Annotated in this window: 13 protein-coding genes; 3 read left to right on the top strand and 10 right to left on the bottom strand. The window is 66.5% G+C overall.

From position 1 onward, the window contains the following. Positions 1–246 precede the first annotated feature (246 nt). From CPBF1521_RS17345 to rpsU, 5 genes are all read right to left on the bottom strand, one after another. Positions 247–1,251: a bile acid:sodium symporter family protein gene (locus tag CPBF1521_RS17345; RefSeq protein ID WP_164739088.1), complete on the bottom strand. Its 1,005-nt coding sequence runs from the start codon at positions 1,249–1,251 to the stop codon at positions 247–249. Between the two features lie 228 nt (positions 1,252–1,479). Continuing rightward, positions 1,480–3,228, bottom strand: a complete 1,749-nt coding sequence (gene dnaG / locus CPBF1521_RS17350) for a DNA primase (protein WP_104650013.1) — start codon at positions 3,226–3,228, stop codon at positions 1,480–1,482. 111 nt (positions 3,229–3,339) lie between these two features. Then, the gene (locus CPBF1521_RS17355; RefSeq protein ID WP_104584127.1) at positions 3,340–4,290 is read right to left on the bottom strand and encodes a YihY/virulence factor BrkB family protein; all 951 of its coding nucleotides are present in this window, start codon (positions 4,288–4,290) and stop codon (positions 3,340–3,342) included. Between the two features lie 248 nt (positions 4,291–4,538). Continuing rightward, entirely contained in the window at positions 4,539–4,985 is a 447-nt protein-coding gene (locus CPBF1521_RS17360; protein WP_115677778.1) for a GatB/YqeY domain-containing protein, read from the bottom strand. Between the two features lie 250 nt (positions 4,986–5,235). Next, entirely contained in the window at positions 5,236–5,451 is a 216-nt protein-coding gene (rpsU, locus tag CPBF1521_RS17365) for a 30S ribosomal protein S21 (protein ID WP_002808376.1), read from the bottom strand. Positions 5,452–5,730: 279 nt separating this feature from the next. Here rpsU and tsaD point away from each other — a divergent pair, with 279 nt between their 5' ends. From tsaD to CPBF1521_RS17380, 3 genes are all read left to right on the top strand, one after another. Further along, positions 5,731–6,789 (top strand): tRNA (adenosine(37)-N6)-threonylcarbamoyltransferase complex transferase subunit TsaD, encoded by a 1,059-nt coding sequence (gene tsaD / locus CPBF1521_RS17370; protein WP_115677779.1) that lies wholly within the window; start codon positions 5,731–5,733, stop codon positions 6,787–6,789. A gap of 103 nt (positions 6,790–6,892) precedes the next feature. Continuing rightward, positions 6,893–7,249 carry a dihydroneopterin aldolase gene (gene folB, locus CPBF1521_RS17375; RefSeq protein WP_024938857.1) on the top strand — a complete coding sequence of 119 codons (357 nt, stop codon included), beginning with the start codon at positions 6,893–6,895 and terminating at the stop codon, positions 7,247–7,249. A 230-nt stretch (positions 7,250–7,479) separates the two neighbouring features. Beyond that, complete coding sequence (locus CPBF1521_RS17380) at positions 7,480–9,651, top strand: glycoside hydrolase family 3 N-terminal domain-containing protein (protein ID WP_115677780.1); 2,172 nt, start codon at positions 7,480–7,482, stop codon at positions 9,649–9,651. Between the two features lie 280 nt (positions 9,652–9,931). Here CPBF1521_RS17380 and CPBF1521_RS17385 read toward each other — a convergent pair whose 3' ends face one another. The 5 genes from CPBF1521_RS17385 to CPBF1521_RS17405 all read right to left on the bottom strand — a co-directional run bounded on the left by CPBF1521_RS17385 (position 9,932) and on the right by CPBF1521_RS17405 (position 14,643). Beyond that, positions 9,932–11,110, bottom strand: a complete 1,179-nt coding sequence (locus CPBF1521_RS17385; RefSeq protein ID WP_115677781.1) for a PQQ-dependent sugar dehydrogenase — start codon at positions 11,108–11,110, stop codon at positions 9,932–9,934. A 346-nt stretch (positions 11,111–11,456) separates the two neighbouring features. Beyond that, entirely contained in the window at positions 11,457–11,789 is a 333-nt protein-coding gene (locus tag CPBF1521_RS17390) for a hypothetical protein (protein ID WP_115677782.1), read from the bottom strand. A gap of 187 nt (positions 11,790–11,976) precedes the next feature. Further along, on the bottom strand, positions 11,977–12,474 hold the full coding sequence (locus CPBF1521_RS17395; RefSeq protein WP_104584121.1) for a hypothetical protein: 498 nt from the start codon (positions 12,472–12,474) through the stop codon (positions 11,977–11,979). An 88-nt stretch (positions 12,475–12,562) separates the two neighbouring features. Then, complete coding sequence (locus CPBF1521_RS17400) at positions 12,563–13,870, bottom strand: APC family permease (RefSeq protein WP_104650020.1); 1,308 nt, start codon at positions 13,868–13,870, stop codon at positions 12,563–12,565. Beyond that, the gene (locus CPBF1521_RS17405; RefSeq protein ID WP_115677783.1) at positions 13,867–14,643 is read right to left on the bottom strand and encodes a L,D-transpeptidase family protein; all 777 of its coding nucleotides are present in this window, start codon (positions 14,641–14,643) and stop codon (positions 13,867–13,869) included. The genes CPBF1521_RS17400 and CPBF1521_RS17405 overlap by 4 nt, the downstream gene beginning before the upstream one ends. Between the last annotated feature and the right edge of the window lie 13 nt (positions 14,644–14,656).

Here is a 14,656-nt window from a genome sequence, read left to right on the forward strand (position 1 = left end):
GGCAGGTGGATCGAACACTCTAGCGAGCGGCACCGTGCCAGCGGCGGAGTGCGTCATGACCGTTGTATATCTGCTTACAACCCGCAACGACACGCAGCCCGAACCGGTGTCGCGCCGGGCGTAGCGGCCTGGCGAATCCGGCGCAGGCAACCCACCGGTGGCAAGCAGCCTTCCTTGGCAGGACACGCAGCGCGGGAGGCGCCGGGTGTCATCGATCAGGCCACCGTCGTGCCGTGGTTGTCAGGTTCAATGCCCGCCGGCATCGGCCGGCGTCTCGCCCGGTGCGGTGCGTGCATAACGCGCGGCCACGAAGGCGCAGACAATCAGCTGCAGCTGGTGATACAGCATGATCGGCAACACGATCGCGCCCAGGCCACCGCCGGCAAACATCACCTTGGCCATCGGCACGCCGGTGGCCAGGCTCTTCTTCGAACCGCAGAAGACGATCGCGATCTCGTCGGCGCGGTTGAAGCGCAGGCGCCGCGCGATGAAGGTGATCGAGAGCATCGCCACCGCCAGCAGCAGCGCGGCCGCACCGAGCACCGCGAGCAAGGCCGGCAACGGCGTCTTCTGCCACAGGCCTTCGTTCACCGATGCGCTGAAGGCGGTGTAGACCACCAGCAGGATGGTGCCCTGGTCGGTGTAACGCAGCACGGCGCGATGCCGTTCGACCCAGCCGCCGATCCACGGGCGCATGAAATGGCCAGCCAGGAACGGCACCAGCAACTGCAGCAGGATCTTGCCGATCGCCTCAGCCGGGTGCGCCATCGCGCCCTGACTGCCGACCAGGGCGCCCATCAGCAACGGTGTGAAGAACACCCCCAGCAGGCTGGAAAGCGAGGCGGCGCAGACAGCCGCCGGCACGTTGCCGCGCGCCATCGAGGTGAAGGCGATCGACGATTGCACCGTGGACGGCAGCGCGCACAGAAACAGCACGCCGATATACAGCTCCGGTGTCAGTGCAAGATGCGCGAGCGGTTTGAACAACAGCCCGAGCAGCGGGAACAGCACGAAGGTGCAGGCCAGGATCAGCAGATGCAGGCGCCAGTGCAGCGCGCCGGCCTTGACCGCCTCGCGCGACAGGCGCGCGCCGTGCAGGAAGAACAGCGCAGCAATCGCCACGTCGGTGACATCGTCCATGATCGCGGCGGCGGTGCCCGAGACCGGCAGGAACGAGGCGAGCGTGACCGTGCACAGCAGCGCGAGGGTGAATGGATCGATGCGCAGCCGCGCCAGCCAGTGTTTGATCATCGTGCGTATTGAGGGGGGGAGCTGTCTGCAGAGTGCCATTGTAGAGGCCCGTGGGCTGCCTGCGAGTCGGTCGCGCCGGCATCGGCCGACACCCGGGACAGGAGTGAAGCAGTCAGCGCGGCGCTCGGCCCGATGGCCAGGATCTTGTTCAGGCAGCCATGAGCGCGTGCCTGCATGGCTGACCGGCTACGTCGGCAACAGGTGGTCTGCTCCGATTGCCCCCACGCGCTACAACGCGGCGAGCGCCTTGAACAGTTCGCGCAACTCGTACTTGTCGGTGTCGTCCAGGCCCTGCGCGCGCTGCTTGTCCTGCAGTTCGTCCAGGCGCTGCCGCAGCAATTGCTTGTCCAGTTGCGCGACCACGTCATGCAGCTCCATCGCCCAGCTGTGTTCGTCGCCGGGCAGTGCCTGGGCGGCCAGTTTCTGCAGGGCCACCAGTTCTTCGCGTTCGGCGAAGTGCTCCAGCAGCGCGCCGGTGCTGATTTCCGGGCGTTGCCGCACCAGCGCCAGCAGCTCCATCAACAGGTCGATGCCGGGCAGGCGCAGGCCGGAAAAATCGTGGTCGCCCTCCAGGCTCATCGCCAGCGACGGCCGCTGCAGCAGGATCGCGATCGAGGCGCGTACCAGGCTGCGTTTTTGCGTGGGCGCGCCCATGCGTGCAGGTGGCCGTCCTTGCGGTGCGGACGCCTGTGTCGCGCTGGTGGCGCCCACGCCGGTCAGGCGCGACAGTTCCTGCTTCATCAGATCGCCGAACGCACCTTCGGGAATCTGTGCCAGCATCGGCTTGGCGCGTTCGGCCAGCCGCGCCTTGCCATCGAGCGTGTGCAGATTGATCTCGCGCGACATCTCGTCGAAGAAGAACTGCGACAGCGGCGTGGCCTGCTTCAGGCGCTGGTCGAAGGCCTGCGCGCCTTCCTTGCGCACGATGGTGTCCGGGTCCTCGCCGTCGGGCAGGAACAGGAAGAACGCCTGGCGGCCGTCCTTCATGCGCGGCAGCACCGATTCCAGCGCACGCCAGCCCGCCTTGCGGCCGGCGTTGTCGCCGTCGAAGCAGAAATACACATCCGGCGCGTTGCGGAACAGCAGTTCGGCATGTTCGGGCGTGGTCGCGGTGCCCAGCGTGGCCACCGCCTGGGTGACGCCGAACTGGAACAGCGAGACCACGTCCATATAGCCTTCCACCACGATCAGCCGCTCGATCTTCTGATTGGCCTGGCGCACCTGCCACAGGCCGTACAACTCGCGGCCCTTGTGGAACAGCGCGGTTTCCGGCGAATTGAGGTACTTCGGCCCCGGGTCGCGGCCGTCGGCCGGCGCGCCCATGATGCGGCCGCCGAAGGCGATCACGCGGCCGCGGCGGTCGAAGATCGGGAACATCACCCGGTCGCGGAACTTGTCGTAGACATGGCCGCGATCGTTCTTGGAAAACAGCCCGGCGCGTTCGAGCACGCTCATGCGGCGCGCATCGGTGCCCAGCGTGTCCTTCAACGCGCTGTAGCCATCGGGGGCGTAACCGATCTGGAAGCGCGCGCGGTTGTCGGCATCCACGCCGCGGCCGTCAAGATAGTCGCGCGCGCGTTCGCTGCCCTCGAGCTGGCGCTGGAAGAACTTGGTCGCCGCTTCCAGTGCCGAATACAGCTCGCGGCTGTCGTCCTGCTGCTGCGGGCTGCGTTGCTGGGTCTCGCGCGGGATGTCCATGCCGGCGCGCTTGGCCAGCTCGTCGACCGCGTCGAGGAATTCGAGGCGGTCGTAATTCATCAGAAAGCTGATCGCGGTGCCATGCGCGCCGCAGCCGAAGCAGTGATAGAACTGCTTGGTCGGCGAGACCGTGAACGAGGCCGAGCGCTCGTCGTGGAACGGGCAGCGCGCCGAATATTCCTTGCCCTGACGCTTGAGCGGCACCCGGCCGCCCACCACCTCGACGATGTCGGTGCGGGCAAGCAGTTCGTCGATGAACGCGTCGGGGATGCGGGCCATCCCGCTAGGATATCCCAGCCGCCGGCGCGCGCCGGTGTCAGTGAGCGACGGGCCTCAGCGAAGCGGAGCCTGCTGCCTGCGTATACGCGGCAGCAGGCTTTGCAGGCGCCATCAACTGCGCGTCGGGGCAGCCGGCGGCTGCGGCGTGGCGCCTGGGTCGGCAGCGACCGGCGGCAGGTTGTCCGTATCCACGCCGGCCTCGCGCAGCTTGCGATGCGAGCGCACGCGCTCGTCGATCACCGCGGTCAGCAGGGCGCCGACAAAGAACACCACCGAGGCGTAGTACATCCACACCAGCAGGATCACCAGGGTGCCCATCGATCCGTATGCGCTGCCAGGGGCGGCCCTGGCGATGTACAGGCCGATGCCGTAGCGACCCAAGGCAAACAGCAGCGCGGTGATCACACCGCCGACAAAGGCCTGCCGCCAGTTGACGGTGCGGTCGGGCAGATAGCGATACAGGAAGGCGAAGGCGAGCGAATACAGCGCCAGGGTGGTGATGTAGCCGATCGCCGGCAGCACCGACGGCAAGCGTGCGAACACCACCTGCAACGCGGTGGTGGCAATCATCGACACGATCAACAAAAAGCCCAGTGCCAGGATCACGCCGAAGGAGAACACGCGCTTCTTCAGCCACGCCATCAGCCCTTCCAGGCGCTGCTTGTCGGTGCGGAAGATCAGGTTCAGCGCGTTCTGCAACTGCGCGAACACCGCAGTGGCACCGATGAACAGCAGCAGCGTGCTCCACAGTCCGGCCAGCGAACCCACGCCGGGTTGATCGGTGGCGTTGCGGATCACCGTATCGGCCACCTCCGCCGCGCTGCCGCCAGCCAGTTGCGCGATCTGCTGCACCAGCGCTTCCTGTGCAGGCGGATACAGCGAGGCGGTCAGCCACAGCAGCAGCACCAGCAGCGGTGCCAGCGACAGCAAGGCGTAGAACGACAGCGACGCGGCCTGCGTCATCACGTCGATCTCGAGAAAGCGATTGAGCAGTGCCATCGGCAGGCTGCGCTGCAGGCGGCTCAGGTGCTTTTGCAGGTGTTCGGTTGAGAGCTTCGTCACCGGCGGGGGAATCCTTGGGCATACCGTTATGTGCGCAGGCGTCGTGAGGCGAAGCCGGCATGCGGAATGCTTCACCCGGACCTGTGCTGGCGAAGGTGTTCTAACAGGGGCCGTTCAAAGATCTGGTGAAAGCGGGCGCTGGATGTTGCGCGTGTGCTGCCGTTGAAACTGCGCTGCAGCCAGCCGCACGCAGGCGGCTGGTTGCGGTGCCCTGGCCATCGGGCACAGGGCGCTGCGCAGGCGAAGACTCAGCCTGCCAGATGCTGCTTGACCAGCGTGGAGACCAGGCCCATGTCGGCCTGACCGGCCAGCTTGGGCTTGAGCGCGCCCATCAACTTGCCGATATCGGCCGGGCTGCTGGCACCGGTCTGCGCGATGGCTGCCTGGATGGCAGCGACGATCTCGGCTTCGCCCATCTTGGCCGGCAGGTAGCGCTCGATCACCGCGATCTCCTCGCGCTCGATCTGCGCCAGGTCTTCGCGTGCGGCGGCTTCGTACTGGGTGACCGAGTCCTTGCGCTGCTTGACCATCTTGTCGAGCACCGCGATCACGGCGGCATCGTCCATCTCGATGCGCTCATCCACTTCCTTCTGCTTGATCGCGGCATTGATCAGCCGGATCACGCCCAGGCTGTGCTTGTCGCCGGACTTCATGGCGGCTTTCATGTCATCGGTGAGCTGTTGCTTGAGGGGCATGGTGTAACTCCTGGGAGGGCGTGTGACAGATGTGCCGATGCGCCATGACGGGCGCAGTGCATCGGCAGGAAGTGGGGCCTGAGCGGCGCGGACGACCGCGGGCACTGCCGGTCGCCTTGACAGCTGCGAAGCGCTCGCCTGGCATAGGACCAATACAAAAAGCCGGCGACGCTTGCGCGTGCCGGCTCTTGGGTTCCACCCGGTGGGCCGCGCCTTCAGCGCATGCCCCTCGGCAGGGAACCGCGTTCGATCAGTACAAGCGCTGGCGCTTGGTGACGTCGCGCGAGGAACGACGCAACTGACGCTTCACAGCAGCGGCAGCCTTGCGCTTGCGCTCCTGGGTCGGCTTTTCATAGAACTCGCGCTTGCGGGTTTCGGCCAGCACGCCGGCCTTTTCGCAGGTGCGCTTGAAACGGCGGAGCGCAAATTCGAAGGGCTCGTTCTCGCGGACTTTAACGCTGGGCATGGGTTCTCCAGATAATGGGATTTCCGTCCGGGAGCCCCGGGCGGGTGCGAGCGGACTCGCGTGACGGAATTTCCGGGTTGCCCCGGCGAGCCGCGCATTATAACGACTTGCAGGCGGCCTGCAAGCCCCCGGCAGCATGTGCGCGTGCAGGCCTGCTAAACCCTGCGCTGGCGCGGGATCGGTGGCGATCGCCCGGCTGCGCAGCAGATCGCCCATGGCCGATCTGCGCAGGGCAAAAGCTGCGAAAATAGGCCACATGTGCCTGCCTGCCGAGTTGCCGTGAAAGTTCTTGGGATCGAATCATCATGCGATGAGACCGGTGTGGCGGTCTACGACACCGCGCTGTCCGGGGTGCCGGCGCTGCGCGCCCACGCGGTCTACAGCCAGATCGCGCTGCATGCCGAATACGGCGGGGTGGTGCCGGAGCTGGCCAGCCGCGACCATGTGCGCAAGCTGCTGCCGCTGATCCGCCAGACCCTGGACGAGGCCGGACTGGGGATCGACGAACTCGATGGGGTGGCCTATACCGCCGGCCCGGGCCTGGTCGGCGCACTCCTTGTCGGTGCGGGCGTGGCGCGATCGCTGGCCTGGGCGCTGGATGTGCCGGCGATCGGCGTGCATCACATGGAAGGCCATCTGCTGGCGCCATTGATGGAAGACGACCCGCCGCAGCCGCCGTTCGTGGCGCTGCTGGTCTCCGGCGGCCACACCCAGCTGGTGTCGGTGAAGGCGCTGGGCGAGTACGCCGTGCTTGGCGAGACGCTGGACGATGCGGCCGGCGAGGCGTTCGACAAGACTGCCAAGATGATGGGCCTGCCGTATCCGGGTGGCCCGCAGCTGGCCGCCCTGGCCGAAACCGGCACCCCGGGGCGCTACAAATTCGCCCGGCCGATGACCGACCGGCCCGGGCTGGATTTCAGTTTCAGCGGGCTCAAGACCCAGGTGCTGCTGGCCTGGCGCGGCAGCGACCAGTCCGACACCACGCGGGCGGATATCGCACGCGGGTTCGAGGATGCGGTGGTGGAGACGCTGGCGATCAAATGCCTGCGCGCGCTGGATGCGGCCGATTGCAACACCCTGGTGGTGGCCGGCGGCGTCGGCGCCAACAAGCGCCTGCGCGCACGCCTGCAGGACGCGGCGCAGCGGCGCGGCGGCCGGGTGTGCTTCCCGCGGCCGGCCCTGTGCACCGATAACGGCGCGATGATCGCCTTCGCCGGCGCGCTGCGGCTGGAGGCCGGCGAGCGCGCCGACGCGGCGGTGCATGTGACGCCGCGTTGGGATATGGCTGGCTTGCCGCCGCTGGCGGCGGGGGAATCGGGAATCGGGAATCGGGAATAGTAAGAGCGCTATTTCGATTCCGTTCGCGCTGCCTTGTTGTTGCTTGTGCTTCTCACCATTCCCTAATCCCCATTCCCGATTCCCGATTCCCGATTCCCCACCTATGGACAAAGTTTTTATCGAAGGCCTGGAAATCGATGCGCTGATCGGCATCTACGACTGGGAGCGGCGCATCCGCCAGACGCTGCGTTTCGATCTGGAAATGGGCTTCGACAACCGCATTCCGGCCGCCAGCGACGATATCGCCGATACCTTGAACTACAAGGCGGTGAGCAAGCGGCTGATCGAATTCGTGCAGGCATCGGACTTCGGGCTGGTCGAGACCCTGGCCGAGCGCTGCGCGGCGATCGTGCTGGACGAATTCGGCGTGCACTGGCTGCGGTTGAAGCTGAGCAAGCCCGGTGCGGTGCGCGGCGCGCAGGCGGTGGGGGTGATCATCGAGCGCGAGCGGGCCCGCTGACGGCCACCGAGTGCTGCATCGGGCGGCGCCTTCGGGCCATGCCGAGCCCCGGAGATCCACCCGGCACCGGACCAGCGGTCCACGACCACGCGACCGATCCACCGCGCCAACGCGTGGTTCAACCGGCCCCTGCAAATCCCGGATCCCGCATTCCAAATCCCGACACTTGCCCCCTCGCGGTCGCGTCAGGCTAGAATTGACGGCCATGTAAACGTTTTCTCAAGGATCTCATGGCTGCTGATCGTATCGAAACCCTGATTGCCCAGATGACCGTCGAAGAGAAGGTCGGACAGTTGGGTGTGTTCGCCGACATGGTGCGGCCGTTCGCACCGGACGTGAATCCCGAAGCCAACGTGCTCAACGCCGACGAGGTGCTGCAGCAGGTGCGCGCGGGTCGGGTCGGCTCGCTGTTCAACGGCGTCGGCGCTGCGCTGGGCGCACAGATCCAGAAGGTGGCGGTGGAAGAAAGCCGCCTGGGCATCCCGGTGATCCTGGCGGCGGATGTGATCCACGGCATGCGCACGGTGTTCCCGATTCCGCTGGGCGAAGCGGCCAGCTTCGAACCCGAACTGGCCGAGCGCACCGCGCGCGCCACCGCGATCGAAGCGACCGCCGCCGGCCTGCACTGGACCTACGCACCGGCCGTGGACATCGCGCGCGACCAGCGCTGGGGCCGTGGCGCGGAAGGCGCCGGCGAAGACGTGGTGCTGGGCGCGGCGTTTGCCGCCGCCCGCGTGCGCGGCTTCCAGGGTGGCGATCTGAAGGCCGACGACTGCCTGCTGGCCACGCCCAAGCACTTCGCCGCCTACGGTGCGGTGGCGGCGGGCATGGAATACAACACCGTGGACATCGCGCCGCAGACCCTGCGCGATGTGCACCTGCCGCCGTTCAAGTCCGCCTTCGATGCCGGCGCATTGACCGTGATGTCCTCGTTCAACGACATCAACGGCGTGCCGGCCAGCGCCAACCACGAATTGCTGACCGAGATCCTGCGCGGTGAATGGCAGTTCCCCGGCGTGGTGATTTCCGATTACACCGCCGACATGGAACTGATTGCGCACGGCTATGCGGCCGATGAGCGCGATGCGACCAAGAAGGCGTTCCTGGCCGGCCTGGATCTGAGCATGCAGAGCGGTTTCTATGCCGCGCACCTGCCGTCGCTGGTGGAAAGTGGCGAGGTGCCGATGGCCACGCTGGATGCCAGCGTCCGCCGCATGCTGCAGCTGAAGGAAGCGATCGGGCTGTTCGACAACCCGTACCGCTCGCTGGATCCGGCACGCGAAGCCGATACCACGCATCTGCCCGCGCACGATGCGCTGTCGCGCGATGCGGCGCGGCGTTCGATCGTGTTGCTGAAGAACGACGGCGACCTGTTGCCGCTGAAGAAAAGCGGCCAGCGCATCGCGCTGATCGGGCCGTTCGTGCAGGACCGCGAGAACATCGAGGGTTGCTGGACGCTGTTCGGCGACAAGGACCGCTATGTGACCCTGGAGCAGGGCGTGCGTGCGGTGGTCGGCAGCGAGCATTTGACGGTGGTGCCGGGCTGCGGCCTGGAAGAGGCGCTGCCGGGTGGTATTTCCGCCGCCATCGATGCGGCGCAGGCCGCCGACGTGGTGGTGCTGGCGCTGGGCGAGCCGCAGCGGTTCAGTGGCGAGGCGCAGTCGCGCACCGAGATCGTGTTGCCGCCGGCGCAGCAGGCATTGGCCGAAGCCATCGCCGCCACCGGCACGCCGATGGTGGTGTTGCTGCGCAATGGCCGCGCGCTGGCCCTGAGCGGTGCAGTGCGCGATGCCGATGCGATTGCAGTGACCTGGTACCTGGGCACGCAGACCGGTACCGGCGTGGCCGATGTGTTGTTCGGCGACTACAACCCGTCCGCGCGTCTGCCGATCAGCTTTCCGCAGGTGACCGGGCAACAGCCGTATTTCTACAACCATCTGCGCACCGGTCGCCCGGAACTGCCGACGCTGTCCGAGTACAAGGCGCGCTGGCGCGAGATGCCCAACGAGCCGCTGTATCCGTTTGGCCATGGCCTGAGTTACACCACCTTTGCCTATGCGCAGCCGCAATTGAGCAGCGCGCAGCTTGGCTGGGACCAGACGCTGACCATCACCACGCGCGTCACCAACACCGGCCGCGTGGCCGGCGAGGAAGTGGTGCAGCTGTATGTGCACGATCGGGTGGCCAGCCGGGTGCGCCCGGTGCGCGAACTCAAGGGCTTCCGCAAGGTGTTGTTGCAGCCTGGCGAAAGCGCGGACGTGACCTTCACCCTGGCGCGCGACGCGCTGGCCTTCACCAATCACAGGAACGTGTTTGGTGCCGAGCCGGGGGTGTTCGATGTATGGGTGTGCGCATCGGCCAAGAGTGGCGAGGCAGTGACGTTCGAGTTGCTGGACGCCTGAGCACACCCGGGCGTGGTGCGCGCGCTTGCGTAGTAAGCAGCGCGTGCGGCTATTGCACCAGATAAACGATGACGGACGTGGCCGAAGGGCGCACCGTCATCGGGTCACGGGTGACGCAGGCGCGTGACCGATCGGTGTTGCCACGGGTGCGTGGATTCTGCGTGCGCCGCGACATGCACCGTACCGGCTCGAACGTGGCCGGCCGCGAAAATCGTGGCCACCGCCAGCACGCGGTTGACGTGTGGCGGTGGCACGATCCCCTGGACGCATTTCCGCGCAATTACGCGTCGTTCTCGACCGCCGCCTTGCTCTTGGGCGTCAGCTTGAGCAGGCGCCCGGTGCTGCCGCTGGCTTCGTCTTCCAGCAACCACAGCGCGCCGTCCGGACCCTGTTCCACTTCACGAATGCGCGCGCCCATGTCGTAGCGGGCCAGCTCACGCGGCTGATCGCCAAGGGACACCTGCACCAGCGCCATCGACGACAAGCCGCCGATGAAGCCGTTGCCGCGCCATGCAGGAAACTGCTTGCCGCTGTAGATCACAAAGCCGGCCGGCGAGATCACCGGAGTCCAGCTGATCTTGGGCGCGGCAAATTCCGGGCGGGTATTGTGGTCCGGGATCGGGGTGCCGTCGTAGTTGTCTCCGTTGGAGACGACCGGGTAACCGTAGTTGGCGCCGCGCTGGATCAGGTTCAGCTCATCGCCGCCAAGCGGACCCATTTCGTGTTCCCACAGGCGCCCCTTGCCGTCGAAGGCCAGGCCGAGAATATTGCGGTGACCCAGCGACCACACCTGCGCGGCAACGCCGCCCTGTGCAGCGAACGGGTTGTCGGCCGGCACGCTGCCGTCATCATTGAGACGGATCAGCTTGCCGAGATTGGCTTGCATGTCCTGGGCCGGGGTGAACTTCTGGCGCTCGCTGGAGCTGATCCACAGCTTGCCATCCGGGCCGAAGGCCAGCCGATGCCCGAAGTGACCGTTGCCGGTGACCTTGGGATCCTGGCGCCAGATCACCTGTAAATCCGACAGCGTGCCGCCGCCAGTGCCATCCAGCGTGAGCTTGGCCCTTGCCACCGCAGCGCCGCGCGTATCGCCCTGCCCGGGTTCGGCGTAGCTGACATAGACCAGGCCATTCTTGGCAAAGCGCGGATGCGCCAGTACATCGCCGAAGCCGCCCTGGCCGCCGTAGGCCACTGCCGGAATGCCGGTAATGGCGCTCTTGCGTTTGGTCTTGAGGTCAAGCCGCATCAACGCACCGCGTTTTTCGCTGACCAGCAGGCTGCCGTCGGGCAGGAAGGTCATCGCCCAGGGCTCGTCAAAATCGGCAACGGTGGTGGCCTGGAACGGCCACTGCGCCTTGGGAATGGCGGCAGCCGGCGCGACGGCAGGCGCAGCACATGCGGCGGTGGTGGTGAACAAGCTGGCCGAGCAGGCCAGGGCAAGCAGACGTCGGACAGACATGAGGTCCTCCAGGGGATGGGCGCAGTGACGTTGCAGCCCTCCCGCAACGTGTCCTGCGTTGGGTTTTCAACACCTTACACGACGCCGTCGGGGCCGCCCTTGTCGTAGATCACTCTCTGCGGAACGCGCTTATCCCGAATCGTTGTTTCACCATGAAGCGAGTTTCGGTAGCTGCATCGCACTAGGGCAGCCCGTCCGGTGCGATCGCGTGCGAAAGGACACGCCCGATGTGGTGAGGCTGACGATGCGTGATGCATCGTGTTGCCAACAGTGAATACACATCCGTCGCCACTGCTGCGCGAGCTGGTGATACAACAACGCCACCTCGACGGTGGCGTTGTTGTGTTCAGGGCTTGGACTTGTTGTCGCCGGCGACGAAGTCTGCCGCATTTTCCCAGGCGCGCTTGACTGCGTGACGCGCCTTGCTCCAACTCAGACCATTGGTGCCGCGGTTGGCTTCCCAGTCGCGGTGCAACTCCGCTTCCACCTGGTCATAGGCGCGCGCGTTTTCGCGGATACGCGCCTCGTGTCCGGCAAGGTAGGCGCCCTCGTAATCCTCGTAGCGGTCCCCTTCGGTGTAATACGATTCTTCGGTGAAGCGTTCGCGCCAATAGTTGGATACATTCTGACTGCGGTCTTCGTCCGGCGCACGGCCTGGAATCTGATACGGCACGTTCATGCTCGTCTCCATGGTGAATGTGCGCCCTAACCTAGGCGGGCGGGTGTTAAATCCGTTGCCAGGGCGGGTGAGGAGGGCATCAAGACATGTCGGCGTCTGGCAACCGCTTGCCGGCCGCGCTGTGTGGCGCGCCGCGTCGTCGATGCCGGACGCGACGCATGCGAGGCTGCCAGTGCATGCGCACGCATCACGTCGCAGCCGATGCGGCCTCATATGGCAGCGGCGTGGCGCCGGCGGCATTCAGGCTGGCCTCTGCGTGCTGCAGCGATGGCTCGTCGGCATCGATGATCACCAGCACGCGCCCTGCCTGGATTTCGTCCTCGAATTGGCGGCGTACCGGGTCGGGCACGGTGGCGCCGATCAACGCAGATGACCAGGTGCCGACCAGAGCCCCTGCCAGCGCCATGACACCTGCCCCGGCAATGGTGAGCCCGATCGGAGGCACGGCGATCGCGACCAGCCCGGCCACCAGGCCCGCAGCGCCACCGGTCGCGGCGCCGCGCGCTGCGGCGGGGAGAAAATCCGTCTTGGCATCCTTGCGCTCGTCGGGAATGCCTTCGAGTTCGATATCCGAACGGGCGATCAATGACAGCGCATCGTTGTCGATGCCGGCGCTGCGTGCGGCCTGCATGACGCGTTGCGCACTCTCGATATCGGGCGTGCTGTAGACACGGCGCAGTTTCATTGCAAGCTCCCATGCAGGTCAGGGCTGCAGCGTTGGACGCGCGCGGTTAGTCGTACGTGAGCGTTGCGCGAGCGTCCTGCGAAAGTGGTTATGCAGGCTTGCGCGGGAACAGGTAGATCACCCAGCCCACCAGCAGCGCCACACCGGCGGCCGCCAGGTTCTGCCAGCTGGCGCTGGCGAGCAGGCCCAGCGACAGCAGCAGCGCGGCGATGGGAATGGCCGGCCCGCCGGGCAGGCGCAAGGTGTCGGTGCGTTGCCGGTAGCGACGCGCCAGCACGATCACTGCCGCGGCCGTGCCGATATAGGCAAACAGCCGGGTGACCATTGACAGCAATGCCAGCTGCGTGAACGAGCCCGACACCGCCAGCGCCAGCGACAGCACGCCCTGGGTCAGCACCGCCGCTGCCGGGGTGTGGAAACGTGGATGCACACGTGCCAGAAATGCCGGGCCGTAGCCGTCTTGCGCCAGCGCGAACAGAAAGCGCGGCCCGAGCATGACCGTGTTGCTGGTGGTGCCGAGGATGGAAATGGTGGCACCGACAGTGAGGATCAGTGCCAGCGCTTCGCCGCCGAAACGGCTTGCGGCATCGGCCAGGGGCGTGGGCGAGGCGGCAAGATTGGGCAGCGTGCCTTGTGCCACGACCTGGACCGCCGCATAGATCAAGGTGACGGTAACGATCATGGTGATCAGCGCAAATGGCACGTCGCGACGCGGGTTGCGGTATTCGCCAGCGGCCGCAGGGATGTTTTCGAAGCCGGCATAGGCGAACAGCAGCAGCAAGGCCGCTTCGCCGAGATTGCCCAGGTCGCGCAGGTCCGGCGTGGTGCCGGCAAAGGCCCACGACCAGTCCACGTAGAACACGCCAATTGCCACGAACAGCAGCAACGGCACCAGCTTGCCGATCACCAGCGCAATGCCGGTACGCGCAGCCGATTTCACCCCGATCACGTTGATGGCGGTGAGCACACCCAAAGAACCGACGACCACCAGCAGGCGCGCCCAGTGATCGGTTGCCACGGTCGGCCAGAACCGCGCGACCGCGTCGGCCAGGCCGTTGCTCAATGCCGCTGCCGAACTGATGCGGGTGAGCCAGATCATCCAGCCGATCTGAAAGCCGACAAACGGGCCGAACGCCTCACGCGTGTACAGATAACTGCCGCCCGGGGTGTCGAAATAGCTCGCCGCCTGCGCGTAGCACAACACCAGCAGTGCCACTGCCAGACCGGCCAGCAGCACTGCCCACAGGCTCATCGGCCCGAGCAGCGCAGCGGTGGCCGCCGGCAGCAGGTAGATGCCGCTGCCGATGACATCGTTGATGGACAAGCCGACGATCTGCCAGCGGCTGACCACGCGGACCAGGCCAGTGGGGTCGGGTGCGGGAGCCGCGCTGCTCATCGGCCCACCTCCTTCAACTCGGGCAACTGCCACTGGGCCTGCAGGCGTGCGTATTCGGCACGCGGCAACAGCACGAACAGTGGTGTGTCGTCGGGCTTCAACCAGGCCAGCAGGCGTTGCATATCGGCCGGCGCCATCGCAGTGCAGCCGGCGGTGAACTGGCCCGGCGTGCGCCACAGATGCGCGAAGATGCAGCTGCCGTGCCCGGGCACCGCATCGGGATTGTGCGCGATCACAAAGCCCTCGCTGTAGCGCGCATCGCCGGGATGTTGCAGGTCCAGGCGCATCCGTTCGCTCGACCCGGCCACTGCGGCCTCCCCGACCTGCGCGGCGTCGACGATACGGTTGTACAGCGGCGAGCTCGGCACATCCATGCAGTAGTGGGTGGCGCTCATCGCCTGGTACGGCATGGCGCTGTCGATCTGTTGGGCGTAACCGAAGGCCGGGCCGATCGCGAATACACCGGCCGGGCTGCGGCCGTCGCCTTCGCGCTTCTGCGGGCCTTGCGTCTGCTTGGGATGCAGGCCATCGCCCCAGGCACTGCCATGCCGCCCGAGCGCGACTGCGAAGCCCGGTGCGGCCGGTTGCCAGTGGCCGCCTACACGGGCGAATGTCTGCAGGCGTGCCTGGGTGCTGTCCCAATCCGGCGTGGTCACCACGACCAGTGCGCGCGCCTGATTCAAGGCGTCGATTGGGCCGGCAGCGACGGCAAGGCTGCTGCAGCTTGCCAGCGCCAGCAGCGCAACGGATCGAAACACGGTGGCAAGGCGCATGCAGGCTCCGGGG

This window comes from Xanthomonas euroxanthea (genome assembly GCF_900476395.1).
GTDB lineage: Bacteria > Pseudomonadota > Gammaproteobacteria > Xanthomonadales > Xanthomonadaceae > Xanthomonas > Xanthomonas euroxanthea.

Coding starts and splice junctions, on each gene's coding strand:
- CPBF1521_RS17345 (WP_164739088.1), bottom strand. CDS start 1,251: ATGATCAAACACTGGCTGGCGCGGCTGCGCATCGATCCATTCACCCTC.
- dnaG (WP_104650013.1), bottom strand. CDS start 3,228: ATGGCCCGCATCCCCGACGCGTTCATCGACGAACTGCTTGCCCGCACC.
- CPBF1521_RS17360 (WP_115677778.1), bottom strand. CDS start 4,985: ATGCCCCTCAAGCAACAGCTCACCGATGACATGAAAGCCGCCATGAAG.
- rpsU (WP_002808376.1), bottom strand. CDS start 5,451: ATGCCCAGCGTTAAAGTCCGCGAGAACGAGCCCTTCGAATTTGCGCTC.
- folB (WP_024938857.1), top strand. CDS start 6,893: ATGGACAAAGTTTTTATCGAAGGCCTGGAAATCGATGCGCTGATCGGC.
- CPBF1521_RS17380 (WP_115677780.1), top strand. CDS start 7,480: ATGGCTGCTGATCGTATCGAAACCCTGATTGCCCAGATGACCGTCGAA.
- CPBF1521_RS17385 (WP_115677781.1), bottom strand. CDS start 11,110: ATGTCTGTCCGACGTCTGCTTGCCCTGGCCTGCTCGGCCAGCTTGTTC.
- CPBF1521_RS17390 (WP_115677782.1), bottom strand. CDS start 11,789: ATGAACGTGCCGTATCAGATTCCAGGCCGTGCGCCGGACGAAGACCGC.
- CPBF1521_RS17395 (WP_104584121.1), bottom strand. CDS start 12,474: ATGAAACTGCGCCGTGTCTACAGCACGCCCGATATCGAGAGTGCGCAA.
- CPBF1521_RS17400 (WP_104650020.1), bottom strand. CDS start 13,870: ATGAGCAGCGCGGCTCCCGCACCCGACCCCACTGGCCTGGTCCGCGTG.
- CPBF1521_RS17405 (WP_115677783.1), bottom strand. CDS start 14,643: ATGCGCCTTGCCACCGTGTTTCGATCCGTTGCGCTGCTGGCGCTGGCA.